Annotated in this window: 20 protein-coding genes and 1 pseudogene; 9 read left to right on the plus strand and 12 right to left on the minus strand. The window is 65.8% G+C overall.

Annotation, left to right across the window (positions count from 1 at the left end; all coding sequences use genetic code 11):
* From NYR54_RS16410 to NYR54_RS16450, 9 genes and pseudogenes are all read left to right on the plus strand, one after another.
* The coding region (locus NYR54_RS16410) for an integrase core domain-containing protein (RefSeq protein ID WP_261516800.1) at window positions 1-183 on the plus strand (183 nt) is incomplete at its 5' end.
* Between the two features lie 71 nt (window positions 184-254).
* On the plus strand, window positions 255-638 hold the full coding sequence (locus tag NYR54_RS16415) for a hypothetical protein (RefSeq protein WP_261516801.1): 384 nt from the start codon (window positions 255-257) through the stop codon (window positions 636-638).
* Window positions 639-712: 74 nt separating this feature from the next.
* Entirely contained in the window at window positions 713-2,257 is a 1,545-nt protein-coding gene (locus NYR54_RS16420) for a multicopper oxidase family protein (protein WP_261516802.1), read from the plus strand.
* 121 nt (window positions 2,258-2,378) lie between these two features.
* On the plus strand, window positions 2,379-2,507 hold the full coding sequence (locus NYR54_RS16425; protein WP_018001747.1) for a hypothetical protein: 129 nt from the start codon (window positions 2,379-2,381) through the stop codon (window positions 2,505-2,507).
* Window positions 2,508-2,523: 16 nt separating this feature from the next.
* Window positions 2,524-2,910 (plus strand): DUF302 domain-containing protein, encoded by a 387-nt coding sequence (locus NYR54_RS16430; RefSeq protein WP_261516804.1) that lies wholly within the window; start codon window positions 2,524-2,526, stop codon window positions 2,908-2,910.
* Between the two features lies 1 nt (window position 2,911).
* Window positions 2,912-3,583 (plus strand): TVP38/TMEM64 family protein, encoded by a 672-nt coding sequence (locus tag NYR54_RS16435; RefSeq protein ID WP_261516805.1) that lies wholly within the window; start codon window positions 2,912-2,914, stop codon window positions 3,581-3,583.
* A gap of 65 nt (window positions 3,584-3,648) precedes the next feature.
* Window positions 3,649-4,620 (plus strand): annotated as a pseudogene (locus NYR54_RS16440) (APC family permease); the annotation flags it as partial.
* 266 nt (window positions 4,621-4,886) lie between these two features.
* Window positions 4,887-7,319: a heavy metal translocating P-type ATPase gene (locus NYR54_RS16445; RefSeq protein ID WP_423738634.1), complete on the plus strand. Its 2,433-nt coding sequence runs from the start codon at window positions 4,887-4,889 to the stop codon at window positions 7,317-7,319.
* Between the two features lie 31 nt (window positions 7,320-7,350).
* Entirely contained in the window at window positions 7,351-7,830 is a 480-nt protein-coding gene (locus NYR54_RS16450; protein WP_261516807.1) for a DUF411 domain-containing protein, read from the plus strand.
* Between the two features lie 205 nt (window positions 7,831-8,035).
* Here the strand turns inward: NYR54_RS16450 and NYR54_RS16455 are convergent, their stop codons facing one another.
* From NYR54_RS16455 to NYR54_RS16510, 12 genes are all read right to left on the minus strand, one after another.
* Entirely contained in the window at window positions 8,036-8,293 is a 258-nt protein-coding gene (locus NYR54_RS16455) for a hypothetical protein (RefSeq protein WP_261516808.1), read from the minus strand.
* Complete coding sequence (locus tag NYR54_RS16460) at window positions 8,290-8,964, minus strand: YcbK family protein (RefSeq protein WP_261516809.1); 675 nt, start codon at window positions 8,962-8,964, stop codon at window positions 8,290-8,292. Before NYR54_RS16460 ends, NYR54_RS16455 begins: the two co-directional genes overlap by 4 nt.
* 74 nt (window positions 8,965-9,038) lie before the next feature.
* A complete protein-coding gene (locus NYR54_RS16465; RefSeq protein ID WP_137113276.1) occupies window positions 9,039-9,326 on the minus strand; it encodes a DUF6127 family protein in 288 nt (95 codons plus the stop codon).
* 52 nt (window positions 9,327-9,378) lie between these two features.
* Complete coding sequence (locus tag NYR54_RS16470) at window positions 9,379-9,726, minus strand: phage head closure protein (protein ID WP_261516810.1); 348 nt, start codon at window positions 9,724-9,726, stop codon at window positions 9,379-9,381.
* A complete protein-coding gene (locus NYR54_RS16475) occupies window positions 9,726-10,295 on the minus strand; it encodes a head-tail connector protein (protein ID WP_261516811.1) in 570 nt (189 codons plus the stop codon). The genes NYR54_RS16470 and NYR54_RS16475 overlap by 1 nt, the downstream gene beginning before the upstream one ends.
* A 77-nt stretch (window positions 10,296-10,372) precedes the next feature.
* Window positions 10,373-10,759 carry a hypothetical protein gene (locus NYR54_RS16480; protein ID WP_144864371.1) on the minus strand — a complete coding sequence of 129 codons (387 nt, stop codon included), beginning with the start codon at window positions 10,757-10,759 and terminating at the stop codon, window positions 10,373-10,375.
* A gap of 67 nt (window positions 10,760-10,826) precedes the next feature.
* Window positions 10,827-12,101: a phage major capsid protein gene (locus NYR54_RS16485; protein WP_261516813.1), complete on the minus strand. Its 1,275-nt coding sequence runs from the start codon at window positions 12,099-12,101 to the stop codon at window positions 10,827-10,829.
* 10 nt (window positions 12,102-12,111) lie between these two features.
* Window positions 12,112-12,981 carry a head maturation protease, ClpP-related gene (locus NYR54_RS16490; protein ID WP_261516814.1) on the minus strand — a complete coding sequence of 290 codons (870 nt, stop codon included), beginning with the start codon at window positions 12,979-12,981 and terminating at the stop codon, window positions 12,112-12,114.
* Entirely contained in the window at window positions 12,981-13,133 is a 153-nt protein-coding gene (locus NYR54_RS16495) for a hypothetical protein (RefSeq protein ID WP_156953508.1), read from the minus strand. The genes NYR54_RS16490 and NYR54_RS16495 overlap by 1 nt, the downstream gene beginning before the upstream one ends.
* Window positions 13,130-14,428, minus strand: coding sequence for a phage portal protein (locus NYR54_RS16500; RefSeq protein ID WP_261516816.1), 1,299 nt, complete (start codon window positions 14,426-14,428; stop codon window positions 13,130-13,132). The genes NYR54_RS16495 and NYR54_RS16500 overlap by 4 nt, the downstream gene beginning before the upstream one ends.
* A 20-nt stretch (window positions 14,429-14,448) precedes the next feature.
* A complete protein-coding gene (locus NYR54_RS16505; RefSeq protein ID WP_261516817.1) occupies window positions 14,449-16,242 on the minus strand; it encodes a terminase large subunit in 1,794 nt (597 codons plus the stop codon).
* On the minus strand, window positions 16,226-16,696 hold the full coding sequence (locus NYR54_RS16510) for a phage terminase small subunit P27 family (RefSeq protein WP_100651845.1): 471 nt from the start codon (window positions 16,694-16,696) through the stop codon (window positions 16,226-16,228). The genes NYR54_RS16505 and NYR54_RS16510 overlap by 17 nt, the downstream gene beginning before the upstream one ends.
* Between the last annotated feature and the right edge of the window lie 106 nt (window positions 16,697-16,802).

Below are 16,802 nucleotides of genomic sequence, written 5' to 3' on the forward strand. Positions count from 1 at the left end.
TGGCGCAGCCTCAAATACGAGTGCGTCTTCCTCAACGCCTTCGAGACAGGCGGTGAGGCCCGGGCTGGCATCGGTTCATGGATCGACTATTACAACCGGCGACGCCCCCACTCGACCTTCGACGGCAGGACACCCGACGAGGTCTATGCTACGGCAGAAATGATGGAGAAATTGGCGGCGTAAAAACCAACCCGATCCACCTTAGCCAAGCCGCCAAACTGTCTCACCAAGCGGGTCCACCTCTGGACATTCTCGTGAGCAATGCCTATTTTGTTGGCATGTTCGCGCGTGTCCTCTCAATCCTAGCCGTCCTTGCGATCGCCGTGGTGACGACGATCAGCGCAGCCCATGTTGCGCGGATGGATGGCATGCAGGGAGACCACGCGCTCCATGCAGGCGCCACGATGCACGCGTCCGCTGACACTCACCCGTCCTGTGACGACGGCCAGCATTGTGAATCGGCGGACGCAGCCGTGTGCGAGTTCGTCTGCGCAGGCCTGTCGGTCTTCCTGACAATGCCGGGTTCAGAAGCCGGAGACGCGTACGGGCCAGCCAGCCACGATCTCCCGTCCGAGGCAGCCCACGTCAGCCATGCGCCAGGACTGAACGAACGCCCTCCCAAGCCCCGTCTCCTCTGAGCGCGCCGCAGGCCGACGCCCGCGGCGTCCCATAGGCATTGATGCACGGGACGGAATGTCCCGAGGAGACGACCATGAACACCCTTTCGCGACGCGGCTTTCTCGCCGCAAGTGCAGCAGCCGTTGCGGTTGCGCACGTGCCCCGTCTTGCCCTCGCGCAGACGGCGGCCCCGATCCGCCTCGCTGCCACCACGCGCACGCTCGACATCGACGGACGAGCGGCTTCTGTCTTCGGCCTTGCCGGTCCCGGCGGTCAGGGGCTGGTATTCGATCCCGGACAGCGGTTCCGGGTCGATCTGACCAACGATCTCGACGTCGGCATGATCATACACTGGCATGGGCAGATCCCGCCCAATGCGCAGGACGGGGTGCCCGACATGCCGATGCCCCTCCTCGCGCCGGGCGAGACGCGGTCCTACGACTTCGAGGCCCGGCCGGGAACGCACTGGATGCACAGCCATGTGCCGGTCCAGGAGATGCAGCTGCTCGCCGCGCCCCTGATCGTGCGTTCGGCCGAGGACATTGCCGCAGACCGGCAGGAGGTCGTGATGTTCCTGCACGACTTCTCGTTCAAGGCCCCGGAAGAGGTTCTGGCCGAGATAAGCGGCGGTCACGCGGGCGGCGGTCACGGCACGCACGCGCATCACGGCGGCGCGCAACCTATGCAGGGGCTCCCCATGGGCGGCATGGGCGCCATGCCGGGCATGGATCACGGTGCGATGGGCGGCATGCCGAAGGGCCAGATGCCGGGTATGGGCGGGATGATGGGCATGGGCGGCCAGATGGGCGGCATGGCCATGGACCTGAACGACTACGACTGGGACGCCTATCTCGCCAACGATCGCACGCTATCTGACCCCGACGTGGTCCGGGTCGAACGCGGCGGCCGTATCCGGCTCCGCGTCATCAATGCCGCGGCGGCCACGGTGTTCTGGATCGATACCGGGGCGGCCGGGGCGCGCCTCGTCGCGGCGGACGGTCACGCGGTGCAGCCGCTTTCCGGCAACCGTTTCGGGCTCGCCATGGGACAGAGGCTCGATCTCGAGATCGACCTGCCGAACGAAAACGGAGCCTGGCCGATCCTCGCGCTGCGCGAGGGGGCGCGGGAGCGCACCGGTCTGATCCTCGCCACGCCCGGTGCCGAGGTGCGGCGCGTCGATGCCGTGGCGGAGGCTGAAGCGCCCGCGTTCGACACCGATCTTGCGCAGGAAGCACGGCTGATCGCGGTGGACGCCCTGCCGGAGCGCCCCGTGGATCGCAGCCAGATGCTGATGCTGGGCGGCTCGATGCAGCCCTATGTCTGGACGATCAACGGCGCCGTCTGGGGCCAGCACCAGCCGGTCACGGCGCGCAGAGGCGAGCGGGTTGTGCTCTCCTTTCACAACATGTCGATGATGGGGCACCCGATGCATCTGCACGGCCACGTGTTCCAGGTCGTCGGGTTGAACGGACGCCGCGTGGCAGGCGCCTTGCGCGACACGGTCTACGTGCCGCCGATGTCGATGGTGGACGTGGCGCTGGACGCGGGCGAAGCCGCGCGCTGGATGCTCCATTGCCATCACATGCCGCACCTGGCGACCGGCATGATGACCGAGTTCGCGGTATCGGCTTCGGTCTGACCGCAGGCGGGGCGTTCGCTTCGAGCGCCCCGACGTCCCGATCGCTGCGGTTTCGCTCCACCACCTTCTCGCGAGATCCGCAGAGACGGGCCTCTCGCAGCCCGGAAAACAGGAGGACGACATGATGAACTGGAACGACATGGGCACCGGTATGGGTTGGGGCATGGGGTTCGGCTGGCTGTTCGGCCTGCTGATCCTTGTGCTGCTGGTTTTGGCCATAGCAGCGCTGATCAAGTATCTTCGGAAATAGGAGAAAGGATTTCGCGATGACCTACACGATCAATCGCATGATCCCCGACGCAAGTATCGACGACGTCGACGCTCGGGCACGAAAGGCGCTGGCGGATCACGGTTTTGGCGTTCTGACCGAGATCGACGTCAAGGCGACTATGAAAGAGAAGCTCGACGTCGACATGCCGGACTATCGCATCCTCGGCGCCTGTAACCCGAAGATGGCGTGGCAGGCCATCGGGATAGAGCCGCGGGTCGGCGCGATGCTGCCCTGCAACGTCATCCTGCGGGAGGTCGAGGGCGGCGTGGAGGTCTGCGCCATCGATCCGGTGGCGTCCATGCAGGCCATCGAGAACGCCGAGCTGCACGCCGTTGCAGGCCAGGTCCGCGACCTGCTGGCGAAGGCCGTCGCGGCGGTTTGAGATGAGCCTGCGCGCCGGCATTCTCACGGGTCTGGCGATCCTCGGGATCGTTCTGCTTGGGGTGTGGTTCATCGCGCCTTCGGCCCTTGCCGAGGTCCGGGACTGGTTCGAGCCCGAGCGGCTGGAGACGCTAGTCGCGCGCGCGGGTCTCTGGGGGCCGGTGCTGATCGTCACGCTCATGACTATGGCGGTCGTGCCCAGCCCGATCCCGAGCGCACCGATCGCGCTGGCGGCGGGCGCGGCCTACGGACACGTCTGGGGCACGGTTCAGGTCGTGATCGGCGCCGAACTCGGCGCGCTGATCGCCTTCGGCCTCGCGCGGGTTCTGGGGCACGATGTCCTGCGGCGGATGTTCGGAGACAAGGTCGATGCCGGCCCCCTCGGCTCGCAGACCGCGCTGACGGCGACAGTCTTTGCGAGCCGCCTCATGCCCTTCGTGTCCTTCGACATGATCAGTTACGCCGCGGGGCTCAGCCGCCTGCATGCCTGGCGGTTCGCGCTGGCGACGCTCGCCGGCATCATCCCGGCGAGCTTCCTGCTGGCGCATTTCGGCGGCGAGGCGGTGAGCGGTGACCTTGGCCGAGCCACATGGGCGGTTCTCGGTCTCGGCCTCGTGACCGGGCTGCCGCTGATCTGGGCCGCCACGCGCGGAAAGGCAGAAAGGAAGAGGTGATGGCCCAGCAGTACCAGAAGAACAGCCTGTCGCTCTTCGATACAGTGGCAATGGGAACAGGCGTGATGATCGGTGCGGGCATTCTCGCACTGACCGGGCAGATCGCCGAACTTGCAGGGCCATTGTTCCCGCTGGCCTTCGTCGCAGCCGCCTTGGTGACAGGATTCAGTGCCTACACCTACGTCAAGATGTCCAACGCCTGGCCGTCTGCGGGCGGGATCGGGATGATCCTCACCAAGGCCTATGGCCCGACGACGGTTGCGGCCGGTGCCGCGCTGCTGATGGCGCTGTCGATGGTCATCAACGAAAGCCTCGTGGCGCGGACATTTGCGACCTACCTGCTGCGGGGGCTCAATCTGGAGCCCGAAGGCTGGCTGGTCCCTGCCATCGGCGTGGGACTCATCGTCTTCGCCTACCTCGTGAATGCGGCAGGCAACCGCTCCGTGGGTCTTCTGTCGCAGCTCATGGCGGTGCTCAAGGTGGGCGGCATCGCGGCCTTCGGCATTGCCGCGCTCTGGGCCGGCGGCTTCTCTTTCGAGGAGGCGGAAGGCGCGGATGGCGGTGCGGTTGCGGGCTTCCTTGCCTCGGTGGCGCTCGCGATCCTGGCCTTCAAGGGCTTCACGACGATCACCAACAGCGGCGCCGAGGTCACCGACCCGCACCGCAACGTCGGGCGAGCGATCGTCATATCCATCGCGATCTGTGTCGTCGTCTACCTTCTCGTCGCCTTCGCCGTCGGCGCCAGCCTGCCGCTCGATCGGATCGTGGCGGCAAAAGACTACGCGCTCGCCGAAGCGGCCGAGCCCACCCTCGGGCGGATCGGCTTCTACCTTACCGTCGCGCTCGCACTGGTCGCGACCGCCTCGGGCGTGATCGCCAGCATCTTCGCGGTATCGCGGATGCTGGCCATGCTGACCGACATGAAGCTGATCCCGCACAGCCATTTCGGCATGCCGGGCACGATCCGCGACCATACGCTCGTCTATACGGTGGTGATCGCCGGAGCGCTGACGATCTTCTTCGACCTCAGCCGGATCGCCTCGCTTGGCGCCTTCTTCTACCTCGTGATGGACATCCTGATCCACTGGGGTGTCTGGCGGACCCTGCGGGTGGAGATCGGCGCGCGAGGATGGGTCTTGCTGACGGCGATCGGACTGGACGCGGTGGTCCTTGCGGCCTTCGCCGCGCTCAAAATGGCAGAGCGACCCGTTGATCGTCGTCATCGCGATCGCCGGCATGACCGCCGTTTTCCTGTTCGAGCGCATCTTCCTCGCGCTCAACCCGCCATCGCACGAACCGGCGCATGGCAGCCACCATTCCGCACAAAAAGAAAGACACGAGCCCACCTCTTGACCTTCCAACGACTGGAGGCCGCACACCGGGACAGAAAGGACATCAATCCATGGCCAACCATCATCACCATCACGCTGCCTCCGACACCAAACCCGGCGCAAAGACCGCGACCGACCCGGTCTGCGGGATGCAGGTCGAGATCAAGGAGGGCGCGCGGACGCGCGACTACGGCGGCGAGACGTTCCACTTCTGCTCCGCCGGGTGCCAGGAGAAATTCGACGCCGATCCGTACTTCTACGCCTCCGGCAACGCGAAGAAGGCCGGACAGAAGGCCCAGCCCGGCACGCAATACACCTGCCCGATGCACCCCGAGATCGTGCGTGACGAGCCGGGGAGCTGCCCGATCTGCGGCATGGCGCTGGAACCAATGGTGCCTTCGGACGAACCGAGTCACGAGCTCGTCGATTTCACGCGACGCATGTGGATCTCGGCGGCGGCGGCGGTGCCGCTCATCATCATCACCATGGGCGAACTCGTCGGGCTAGACGTGCGTGGGTGGATGGGGCACCGCCTCTCGGTCTATGCCGAGTTCGTGCTGGCGACCCCGGTGATCCTCTGGGCCGCGCTGCCGTTCTTCCGGCGCGGGATCGACTCGATCCGCAATGTCTCGCCGAACATGTGGACGCTGATCTCGCTCAGGGTCGGCGCGGCCTATCTCTACTCGCTGGTCGCGACCTTCGCGCCGGGCGTGTTCCCGGCCGAATACCGGATGGGCCACGGCGTCGGTACGTACTACGAGGCGGCTGTTGTCATCGTGGCGCTTATCTTCGTCGGTCAGGTGCTGGAGCTGCGTGCGCGGGAGCGGACGGGCGACGCGATCCGCGCGCTTCTGGACCTCGCGCCCAAGACCGCTCGGCGCATTTTGGCAGACGGGTCGGAATACGACGCACCGCTCGAGAACATCGTCGAGGGCGACCTTCTGAGGGTCCGGCCCGGAGACAGCGTGCCGGTGGACGGCGAGGTGGTCGAGGGCCGATCGTCGGTCGACGAGAGCATGATCACGGGCGAACCGGTCCCGGTGGAGAAGGTCGAGGGCGACCGCGTCACCGGCGGCACGATCAACAAGAACGGGACGCTGGCGGTGCGCGCCACGCAGGTCGGCGCGGACACGGTGCTGTCGCAGATCGTAGAGATGGTCGCCGGCGCCCGGCGGTCGCGGGCGCCGATCCAGGGACTCGCGGACAAGGTGTCGTCGATCTTCGTGCCGACCGTCGTTGTGATAGCCATCATCGCCTTCGGCGTCTGGCTCTGGGCCGGGCCCGAACCGGCGCTGGCCTTCGCGATCGCCTCGGCCGTTTCGGTCCTGATCATCGCCTGCCCGTGCGCGCTGGGGCTCGCCACGCCGATCTCCATCACCACGGCCGCCGGCCGGGGCGCGCAGGCGGGCGTCTTGATCAAGGATGCCGAGGCGCTGGAACGCATGGCGCGGGTCGATACGGTGATCGTCGACAAGACCGGCACGTTGACCGAGGGCAAGCCGCGACTGACCGATGTGGTAGCGCTTCATGGCGACGAGGCGGAGGTGCTGGGCCTTGCCGCTGCGCTCGAGCGCGGGTCAGAGCATCCGCTTGCCGAAGCGATCGTGGCCGGGGCGAAGGACCGCAGCCTGTCGCTCGAGACTGCGGAGGACTTCGAGGCGGTCACCGGCAAAGGGGTCCACGGCACTGTCGGGGGACGCAAGGTCGCGCTCGGCAATGCGGCGATGATGACCGATCTCGGGCTTTCGACGGACGAGGCCGAGGCGGAGGCCGACATGCTCCGCGCGGACGGCAAGACGGCGATGTTCGTCGCCGTGGATGGAACGCTCGCGGGGATCGTCGCCGTGGCGGATCCGATCAAGGAGACGACCGAAGCCGCGATCCGCGACCTTCACGCGCTGGGGCTCACCATCATCATGGCCACCGGCGACAACCGGCGCACGGCCGAGGCGGTGGCGTCGAAGCTCGGCATCGACGAGGTCCGCGCCGGCGTCCTGCCGGAGGACAAGCAGAAGCTGGTCGAGGAGCTGCGTGCCAAGGGCAAGTCGGTCGCCATGGCCGGTGATGGCGTGAACGATGCTCCTGCGCTCGCGGCCGCGGACGTCGGCATCGCCATGAGCACCGGCGCCGACGTGGCCGTGGAAAGTGCCGGGATCACGCTCATGCGCGGCGATCTCGTGGGGCTTGTCCGCGCGCGGAAACTGGCCGTCGCGACGCTCAGGAACATCAAGCAGAACCTGTTCTTCGCCTTCGTCTACAACGCCGCGGGCGTGCCCGTCGCCGCGGGGGTGCTCTATCCCCTGACCGGCCTCCTGCTCTCGCCGATGATCGCGGCGGCGGCGATGAGCCTCTCGTCGGTCTCGGTCATCACGAACGCGCTGCGGCTCAGGCGGATCGACCTCTGAGCGCACCTGACTTCAACCCATGGAGAACGACATGACACAAGACACCCTCACCCGACGCGGCCTGCTGATCGGCAGCGCGGCCCTGCTTGCAGGGCTCCCCCAACTGTCGCTGGCGCAATCCGGAGGACCGTCGATACACGTCCTGAAGGACCCGAATTGCGGCTGCTGCTCGGCCTGGATCGAGATCCTGGAGGGTGATGGCTTCACCGTCACGACCGAGGCGAGCATGGGCACGATGCTGATGCGCTACAAGTCCGACAATGGCATCCCGCAAGAGATGGTCTCCTGTCACACCGGCCAGGTCGAGGGCTACACGATCGAGGGCCATGTGCCGGCCGCTGATATCCGGCGGCTGCTGGCCGAGCGTCCCAACGCCGTGGGTCTGGCCGTTCCGGGCATGCCCTACGGTTCCCCCGGCATGGGGCCGGAGAGCGAACGCGAGGCTTACGACGTGTTCCTCATCCATCATGACGGCAGCACCGAAGTGTACACCAACTACGAGGCTGCCTGACACGGTGGGGTGCCGGTGAAGCCCGGGCGCGAGCGAAGATCCTCAGCCATCGCACGTCCGCGCCTGCTCCCGCATCACGGCATAGTCGCTCAGCATCTCCATGATTGCCGAGCCTTCCGGCAGCAGAACCAGTTCCACTGCCGCCGATTCCTGGAAGTCCTCGCTGTACTCGACGACCGGTGGGCACGCCGCCAGGCCCTCGACGTCAGAAGAGACCGTCGCGCAGCCTGTCAGCAAGCTCGTGGTGATCGCGAGGACGGCGAGCCGCCGCTTCCAGCATCCGACGTTGGACGTCATTGACCTTCTCCGAGGTTTCGAGGCGTTCCGCCAGCCGTCCCGCACGCTCGCCGGAGCGCCGGAGTGAGAGCAGGAACAGAAGTGCGGCGAGTGCGATGGCGCCGTAGCGCAAGGCCGCCCGCATCCACGGGCTGGCGACGATCCCGGTGAACAGAGCGGCGATCATCGACGCCCCCGCTTCCAGTCGTCGATGCGGGCGTAGATCGTCACAGCAACGCCGGCGAGCGCCACGGCGATGAACACCCAGCGCAGCGTGTCGAGATATGGCACGAGCGGCAGGACGGCGGACTGCGTCTCGGCCAGGACGTTCTGCGCCACCTCAACGCCGGCGGCGCCCAGCGTCGCCACGCCTGCCGCGCCGCTGCCCTTCATCGTGCGGCTCTGCGCCAGGGCCTCGCGCGCGGGCGCCGTTTCAGCGGCGAACGCCGTCGCCTGCACCGGGAACCGCTCGCCCCATTGCCGAGCAGGACCGAGGTCGATGTGCATGAAGCCCGAACGGGGATAGTAGCCGAAGCCGAGAAAGCCGACGGCTCGGGCAGCGGCCTCGAAGGCGACCGGATCGTGGTTCGACATGGCGATGTCGAAGGCCGTGCCGTCCATGTGCTTTGAGCGCGGCGCGCCGCCGACGGCCCGGTTATGCGCCGGACTGCGGTAGGCCGAACGGACGATGAGGGGCTTGCCAAGCCGATCGCGCAGCGCCTGGAGCTTGTCGAGCGCATCTTCGTTGATCCGCAGGGAGCCGCTGCCTCGGCAGGCGATCTCAGCGGGGGAAAAATCCTTCCAGCGCCACGAGCGCTCGGGCACATCGCGCCAGTGTTTGTAGGTCATTGTCGTCATGGCAGGTCTCCAGGCACAAAAAAGCCCGCTCCTCGACGAGGGCGGACGGTTGTCTGATAGGTCGGGCGGATGGGTTAAGGCGTCGGTCCGAAGAGCTTCAGCTTGATGGCGATGCCGGCCATCAGGGCGAGCAGGACGCCGGTGGTGATCAGCCGCACGGCGGTCTGGACGGCCGTCTGTTTCGCGAGCCGGAAACCCGCGAGCAACGAGCGAAGATCACGGATGTCCTCGGCGGCATCCTGGCCATCGAGGCCGACCTCATGCAGGGCGCGCCGCGCACCCGTCTCGGCTGCGCGTGCCAGCAGCGCCTCGAACTCGGTCTCGGACATGCGGAACTGCTCGTTCGCTTGCGGCGGCGTCATAGCGGTTCTCCCGGAGAGTCTGGTTTTGGCTCGCGGCTTTGCCGGTGGCCGCTCAGGTCGCCACGCCGGACTCGCACAGCAGGGTGATGAAGCGGCGGCGGCGCTCCATGTCGGCGGCGGTGCGAATGTTGTAGACGGTGCCTGAACGTGTCTCGATCAGTCGCCAAGTGGGAGTGATGGTGGCAGTCTCGGTATCGAAACGCACGATTATCAGCGCCGGCTGAACGTTTTGCAGGCGTGCGGCAATGACGGTCTCGCCGCCTTTGGAGAGTAGAATGCAGGCGTCGCGCTCGAACTGTGGCACCCACTGGCCATAGGTGCCGCCATAGCCATCATCGATCTCCTCGCGCTTTTCGAGGCGGACGCGGTCGCGCAGGGAGTTGGCGGTGATCCGGGCCATCAGATCGGGCTTCTGCGGTAGGGTGCGATCAGGGCATGGACGGTGCGGTCAATGGCAACATCGATGCTGGTGTCTGCACCATCGAACAGGCGCTGGACGATGAGCAGGATGGCCTGGCGGATGGGCTCCGGCACGCCGGCCGCCGCGCCATAGCCGGCGGTGAAGATGATCGAGACGGCATCCGCGCGACGGAAGGTAGCCGGCCAGGATTGGCCTGACCGCCGGGTGACATAGGCACCGCGCGCGTCGGCAAACAGATCGTAGACGCCGGTGTCCAATGTCTGCTGCACATTGTCGCCGTCGAAGTAGCTGACGCTGTCGATCGCGGTCACCGGCGCCAGCGGCAATGGCAGGTGATCGGCAAAGCGGCCAAACTCCTGTCGCCAGGTTTGGGTAATCAGCGCCCGCCCGAGAATGCCGGACCAGCCGTCGAGATATGCCGTCGCCGCCTTGATCTGAGCGGTGATCAGATCGTCCTGGTCATCGTGATCGACGCGCAGATGGGCCTTGGCCTCGGCCAGCGACACCGGCATGGTCGCGGGCGCAACCGTGCGGACGGGAGCGAGCATGGCTGTCTTCCAACAGTTTGATGAACGGGGGGTGGCCAGAATCTCGGCGCTGCCGACTGTCTGGCCCCTCTGACCGATCAGGCAACCGGCGCGTCGTGGGGATGGCCGAGCGCAAAGATCGCACCCGCGGCGATCGACGTGCCGGAGGTTTTGGTGATGACGGCACGAATGTAGCGCTTGTTGCCCTTGTAGCCCTGCTTGCAGACCGTGTCGGCTTCGAGCGCTGCCGGTAGAGTGCCCTGGAGGTCGGCTGCGGCAACGTCGCTGAAGTCGCCGTCGTCCGTGGTGTCGGCATGCTGCAGCTTCACGTCGAACACGCCGTCGCCGGCAATCGCCCCGGTGGTGATGATCAGCGTTGCCGCGTTGTAGCCCTGCAGATCGGCATGGCTGCCCTTGGTGGTGGCCGTGACCACGGCCGGAACCAGAGACGCAACCAGGCTGAGGCCGGAGATACCGTCCTTCATGACAGGAGTCCTTTCGATGAATGGGAATTGTGAAGAGACGGGCAGCCGGAGCCGCCCGCCATGTGGATCAGGTGCTGATCTTCAGCAGCTTGAGCGCCTCGAAGTTGACCACGCCGCCGCCGACGCGCTTGGTGGTGTAGAACAGCACGTTCGGCTTGGCGGTGTAGGGATCGCGCAGGACGCGGATGCCGATGCGGTCGACGATCAGATAGGCGCGGCCGAAGTCGCCGAAGGCGACGGGAAAGGCATTGGCCGCCACCGCCGGCATATTGTCGTCGGTATGGACCGGCTTGCCGAGGATGGTGGCCACCTGTGCAGGGCCGGAGGGTGGCGCCCAGACATAGGCGCCCTCGGCGTCCTTGAACTTGCGCACCGTGTTCATGGTCGCATCCGACATCAGCCAGGAGGCCCCGTTCCGGTAGCCGGATTTCAGGGCATAGTAGAGGTCGATCAGGCAATCGGCGGGATTGGCCGATGCGGTTGCCGCAACAAAGCCTTCAGCCTTGCCTGAAGCGACGAAGCCGATCTTGCCCCAGGCATGGGAGGCATTGGCCACCGTGTCATAGGCAAGGATGCCGCGCGGCTTGTTGATGCCGTCGCCATGGGCAAAGGCAGCACCCTCCTGCTCGGCGAACTCGATCGCCACTTCCTCGGCCAGCCATGCGGCAAGATCGATGCGGGCATCGTCGAGCGAGGTCTGCGTGGCGCCGGGCATGGCGTAGATCTCGCCGGTATTGATGGCGATCTCGCGCAAGGTCGGCGTGGCGGTGCCGGGACGATCCTGTTCCTCGCCAACCCAGCCGGAAGTCGCCCCGCCCATATTGACCAGCTTCTTGTAGGTGCTGGTCGAGATCGAGATGGTGCGGGCGAGCGAGCGGATGGTGGAGACGGTGCCGAGCACCCGGTCGATCCCGGCCTCGGTCTCTTCGGGCACCAGATAGCCGCCGTCAGGATCGGACTGGGTGGTCAGCTTGGCCTTGACCTCGAGATCACGCAGGCCGGCATCGACGCCGCGGCGGAAGAAGCGGTCGAAGGCCTGGGCATGTTCGGCCTTGTCGGGGTCAGCCGGGCCACCCACCCCGCCGACCTTGAGCGCTGCCAGCGCGGCATTGGTCTCGTCGAGGGCCTTTTGCAGGGCGGTGATCTCGGCATTGATGCGGTCGACCTTTTCGGTCTGGACCACATCGGCCATGCCGGCCCGGATGTCGGCGAGTTCCTTGTCGCGCTCGACCTTGAAGTCCTCGAAGGTCTTCTGCAGTTCGGCCAGGATTTTGGTGGCATTGCCGGAATCGGCGCGCACGCCGACGATCCCGCGCGCACGCGGGGTGAGTTCGATACCCATCTCGGGTCTCCTATGATCTGATGGTGTCGATCAGCCGCTGCAGGGCGGCGGCATTCAGTTCGGGATTGTCGCCTGCATCGCGCGCGGCGGAAGGCTGGCCTGCATCACGCGTGGCCGAGCCGATCAACTCCGAGAGCATCTCGGAGCGCATGGTGCGGGTGAAGCCGGCCTTCGCGAGCGCGGCCTCGGTTTGCCGGCGTGCCATCAACCGCCGGTCTGTGCTTTTGGCATCGCCGGAAGGCGCTGCAACGCCATCGTCGACGGCATCGGCAAAGCCATATTCGACGGCCTGCGCTGCCGTCATGAAGGTCTCGGCATCCATCAGCCGTTCGATGCCGACGCGATCCATGCCGGTGCGGGCCTCGTAGATGTCGGCAAGTGCCGCATCGAACTGCTCGAACAGGCTGGCGGCCTCGCGCAGGTCATGGCGGTTGCCGATGACCAGACCCCAGGCATTGTGCACCATCATGAAGGAGCCGAGCCCCATGCGGATCACATCGCCGGCCATGGCGATGATGGACGCGGCCGACGCTGCCCAGCCCAGCACCTCGACGGTCACCTTTGCCGGGTGCGTACGCAGTAAATTGTAGATGGCGATGCCCTCGAACATGTCGCCGCCGGGCGAGTTGATGCGCACGATGACGTCGCGATTGCCGATCGAACGGAGCGCCGCCGAGATGCGCTTTGCCGTGACGCCGCCGCCTGTCCAGCCATCCTCGCCGATGACGTCGAAGATGGAGATGGTGGCGTCGGCGTCGGCACCGGGCGCAGCGGCAAAAGGGTGCTCTGCCCATTTCGCCAGCACGTCGCTCGGCGCATCCCACTGGTAGTTCTGTGGGCGAGCCATTGTGGGCGCCTCGGGCAGCTGGCGTAGGCTCATCAGAGGTTCTCCAGAAGCTGGAACAGGTATCCGCCGAGCGTGACGCCACCGATGAAGATGCCGAAGTCGAAAGCAGGGCTGATGGCGGCCAGCCCGACAACCGCCATGACGATCAGCGTCGAGGCCAGTTTCAGCGCACCAAGAAGGCTCATGGTTCGTTCTCCTTTGGTTCAAAATGGTCAGCGTCGGCGTCTCCGTCTGCACTCATGCCACCAGCTGGTTCGCCCGCCGTGTTCGGCGGCGGATAGAAGACGTCGCCGCCGTCTCGCGGGTTCTGGTCTTCCAGCGCCCGGATTTCGTTCGGGCTCCACACGCCCCATTGCAGGCCTTTGACGTAAGCCTCCCAGCGCGCCTTGATGTCGCCCTTGACCAGCGCCGCCCGGTTGAAGCGCGCGTAGAGATCGTCTTCCGCGCCGATCAGGTCGCGGTTGATCGCCTCTTCCCACATGGTCAGATGGTCCTCGAGCGTCCAGGCGACGAAGCCGATCGATTGCTGCTCGATACCCGTGCCCCAGCTGGTCGACTTTTCCGTATCGCCGATCATGTGCGGCGGCACGCCGAAGAACATGGCAATGTCGGTGCGGCTGAACTTGCGGCTCTCGATCCATTGCGCATCCTCGGCCGTCATGGCGATGCGGGCATAGTCCATGCCCTCTTCGAGGATCAGGTTCTTTCCCTCCTGCTCGCCGCCGGAGCGGAACTCTTCGAGCCCGGCCTTGAGATTGGCGACCGCCTCGGGCCCGAGCTTGTTCGGATGTTTCAATACGCCGCTGACACGGGCGCCATTACGGAAGGTGCTTGCACCATGGTCTTCCATGGCCAGCGACAGCCCGATGGTCTCGCGGGCGTAGGCAATCGCCGACACGCCATGCACGCCATCCAGCGTCAGCCCGACCAGATGGAACACCTCATCCTGGCGGAGCCGGATGCGCCGTCCGTCCTGGCGGGTGTAGATGTATTCCAGCGCCAGATCGTCCGTCTGCCTGACCTCGACCCGGTCGGGATGCAGCGGGATCAGTTCCTGCACCAGTCCACGTGACCGCACGATCATGGCGTAGGCATTGCCGCGCAAAAGCAGATGCGCCTGCAGCATGCGGCGGAACTGCGACGGCGTCTGCCAGCGGTTCGGCCGTCGTCGCAGCACCGTCCAGATCGGCGTGTCGGAGGCGTCTTCGCGGGTGCGCTCATCCACCCGGCGCTTGATGTGCAGCGGCAATGTCGCCACAGCACCCGAGATGATGCGCACACAGGCATAGACGGCCGCCACCCGCATGGCGCTGTCGGGCGTCACCGCAGCCCCCGAGGCGGTCACCGTTCCCGAGCGCAGCGCCTCTTCCAGCTGCTGCGCCGTGGTGATGACGATCCCGCCACCCGCATCCTGGAACGACGCGCGCGGAGATGCGGCCGGCGGTTTTGCGCCGCCGAACCAGTTCGACCAGAATGCCATCGGGTTCTTTCGTCAGCTCTTTACAGCATCAGGATGCCGCGGGTCTCATAGACCGAGCGGCCGGCATTGACGTCGCGGGCCAGCGCCCGCCCGAGCGCGTTGCAGATGGCGACAATGCCGTCGATGCGCTCTCTGGAGCGTTCCTTGTCCGGCTTGATGTTGCCGGCCGGATCATGGCGCACGGCAACATTGGAGGCGTTCCAGCGCAGTACGGGATGGCCGCCATGCCAGAGCGAGCGCGACACCGACAGCCGCTCCAGTTCCGCCGTCGGAGCGGCCATGCTCAAGAAGCCTTGCCCGAACTGCACCAGGTTCAAGCCTTCATCCTGCAGATGCTGGACGATCTCGCCGGCAAAGGTGCGGTCATAGGAAAGCTCACGCAGGTCATAACGGGAGGCGAGATCCAGAATCTCGGCCTCGATGAAGGCAAAGTCGGTGGCGTTGCCGGGCGTAGCGGTCAGGAACCCCTGGTCACGCCAGACGTCATAGGGCACGCGGTCGCGCCGCACACGGCGGACTATGTCGTCCTCGGGAATCCAGAACCGGCAGGTGACGATCCATTTGTCGGCAAGCTTTCCAAGCGCCTCATCCAGTGTCGGCGGGAAGACCAGCACGAAGGCTGACAGATCATTGACCCGGGCAAGGTCGAGCCCGCCAAAACATTCGCGGCCGAGCAGCTTGTTTTCCATCTCCTCCAGCTCGTGCTTGACGATGCGCCAGTCGGTGGCAGCTGGCAGTCCGCCTTCCTCCCACACGCTCATGTCGAGCCAGCGCGTGACCTGTTCGGTCCATTCGTTCAGGCGCAAACGCCGGATGGCGTTCTGCTGCGCCGGCATTTCCCTGGCCTCGTCGATCTGCCGCTTCAGGTCATCCAGCTTCACCGTCACGCCAAGGCTCGGATTGGCCTTCACCCAGACCTTTTCGTCGGTCCAGTCGTCGCCCTCATCGATGGTGGCGATATAGGCAAACCAGCTGTCCGACGATTCCGTCGGCACCGTGCCTTCCAGCGCCTTCACCGAGAACTCGTGATGCTGGCGGCAGACCGAATGGCGATCATAGCCGGCCGTCGTGATCTCGAAGATCAGCGGCTGGCGCCGCGCACCGGTGGCGGTGTTCAGCTTCTGGATGATCTCCGGTCCCGGATGTTCGTGCACTTCATCGACGGCCGCAAAATGGATGTTCAGCCCGTCCATCTTGCTGGCGTCCGCCGACAGCGGCCTGAACCAGGACGAGGTCGGCAGCACGGCCAGATTGTTCACCGTGCGTGTGATCCTCGATTGCAGCGCCGAACTCGCTGCCACCATGCGCTCGGCCTCGCCAAAGACGATCCTGGCCTGATCGCGCGTCGTTGCCGCCGAATAGACATGCGCACCGGGCTCGCCATCGGCGATCAGCGCATAGAGCGCCGTGCCGGCCAGAAGCACCGACTTGCCGTTCTTCCTTGCTACTTCGACATAGGCGGTGCGAAACCGGCGCAATCCATCCTTGCGCTTCCAGCCATAGAGCGAGCCGACGACGAACTGCTGCCAGCCCTGAAGCACGAAGGGCTCGCCGGCCCATTCGCCGGTCGAGTGGCGCAGATGGCCGAAGAAGTCGATCGCATGACGTGCCGCAGCGCCATCCCAGACCAGGCCGCGTTTTACCCCCACCTTCAGGTCCGCGAGGTGCCGCTCGCAGGCCAGACGCACCAGCCGGCCGGCGACGATCCGGCCGCCAACCACCGCACGGGCATAGGCTGTAACCGGGCAGGATGGAGCCTTCTTGCCGCCATCACCCCGTTTGCGCGAAGCACAGGAACTAGGCTTTGCGGCCACGGTTCAGGAACTCCTCGAACGGATCGCTCGTCTCGGCGGGTTCCGCCATACGGATGCGCGAGCGGCTCGACGGCGTCAGTCCGAATTCGCTCTCGATCTGCGCCATCTGCGCCAGGCACTTGTTGGCCACAGCCAGGAACGGGTTCTGGATGATGTTGTCATTCGACGTCTTCACCACAGGGCCACGGCGCTTCACTTCCTGCTCCGCCTCCAGCCAGCGCCGCCAGATCACGACGTAGCGGGCGAGTGCGCCGGCATCCAGTTCCGTCATGACACCGTGGCGGGCAAGCAGTTCCGCCATTTCGGTGAACTTCAGCTTGGCGGCTTCATCGAGATGGTCAGGCGGTTCGGGTGTCGCCACCACCGGCTTCGGCTCGGCCTTGTTCAGGCGATGCGGACGGGCCGTGCCCTTCACCAGCTTCAGATGTGTCGGCAGCGGCTTGCGTCCCGCCATGTCAAAAACTCCCTGCGCCAGCGTTGCAGCGGCGCCGGCGTCAAAAACAGCAACAAAATGATCGTCTTATCCGGTTGATGATCTCGTCGTTCAGAGCATGACTGTG

The organism is Chelativorans petroleitrophicus (assembly GCF_025398195.1).
Classification (GTDB): domain Bacteria; phylum Pseudomonadota; class Alphaproteobacteria; order Rhizobiales; family Rhizobiaceae; genus Chelativorans; species Chelativorans petroleitrophicus.

Coding starts and splice junctions, on each gene's coding strand:
- NYR54_RS16420 (WP_261516802.1), top strand. CDS start 713: ATGAACACCCTTTCGCGACGCGGCTTTCTCGCCGCAAGTGCAGCAGCC.
- NYR54_RS16425 (WP_018001747.1), top strand. CDS start 2,379: ATGATGAACTGGAACGACATGGGCACCGGTATGGGTTGGGGCATGGGG.
- NYR54_RS16430 (WP_261516804.1), top strand. CDS start 2,524: ATGACCTACACGATCAATCGCATGATCCCCGACGCAAGTATCGACGAC.
- NYR54_RS16435 (WP_261516805.1), top strand. CDS start 2,912: ATGAGCCTGCGCGCCGGCATTCTCACGGGTCTGGCGATCCTCGGGATC.
- NYR54_RS16445 (WP_423738634.1), top strand. CDS start 4,887: ATGGCAGCCACCATTCCGCACAAAAAGAAAGACACGAGCCCACCTCTT.
- NYR54_RS16450 (WP_261516807.1), top strand. CDS start 7,351: ATGACACAAGACACCCTCACCCGACGCGGCCTGCTGATCGGCAGCGCG.
- NYR54_RS16455 (WP_261516808.1), bottom strand. CDS start 8,293: ATGATCGCCGCTCTGTTCACCGGGATCGTCGCCAGCCCGTGGATGCGG.
- NYR54_RS16460 (WP_261516809.1), bottom strand. CDS start 8,964: ATGACGACAATGACCTACAAACACTGGCGCGATGTGCCCGAGCGCTCG.
- NYR54_RS16465 (WP_137113276.1), bottom strand. CDS start 9,326: ATGACGCCGCCGCAAGCGAACGAGCAGTTCCGCATGTCCGAGACCGAG.
- NYR54_RS16470 (WP_261516810.1), bottom strand. CDS start 9,726: ATGGCCCGGATCACCGCCAACTCCCTGCGCGACCGCGTCCGCCTCGAA.
- NYR54_RS16475 (WP_261516811.1), bottom strand. CDS start 10,295: ATGCTCGCTCCCGTCCGCACGGTTGCGCCCGCGACCATGCCGGTGTCG.
- NYR54_RS16480 (WP_144864371.1), bottom strand. CDS start 10,759: ATGAAGGACGGTATCTCCGGCCTCAGCCTGGTTGCGTCTCTGGTTCCG.
- NYR54_RS16485 (WP_261516813.1), bottom strand. CDS start 12,101: ATGGGTATCGAACTCACCCCGCGTGCGCGCGGGATCGTCGGCGTGCGC.
- NYR54_RS16490 (WP_261516814.1), bottom strand. CDS start 12,981: ATGAGCCTACGCCAGCTGCCCGAGGCGCCCACAATGGCTCGCCCACAG.
- NYR54_RS16495 (WP_156953508.1), bottom strand. CDS start 13,133: ATGAGCCTTCTTGGTGCGCTGAAACTGGCCTCGACGCTGATCGTCATG.
- NYR54_RS16500 (WP_261516816.1), bottom strand. CDS start 14,428: ATGGCATTCTGGTCGAACTGGTTCGGCGGCGCAAAACCGCCGGCCGCA.
- NYR54_RS16510 (WP_100651845.1), bottom strand. CDS start 16,696: ATGGCGGGACGCAAGCCGCTGCCGACACATCTGAAGCTGGTGAAGGGC.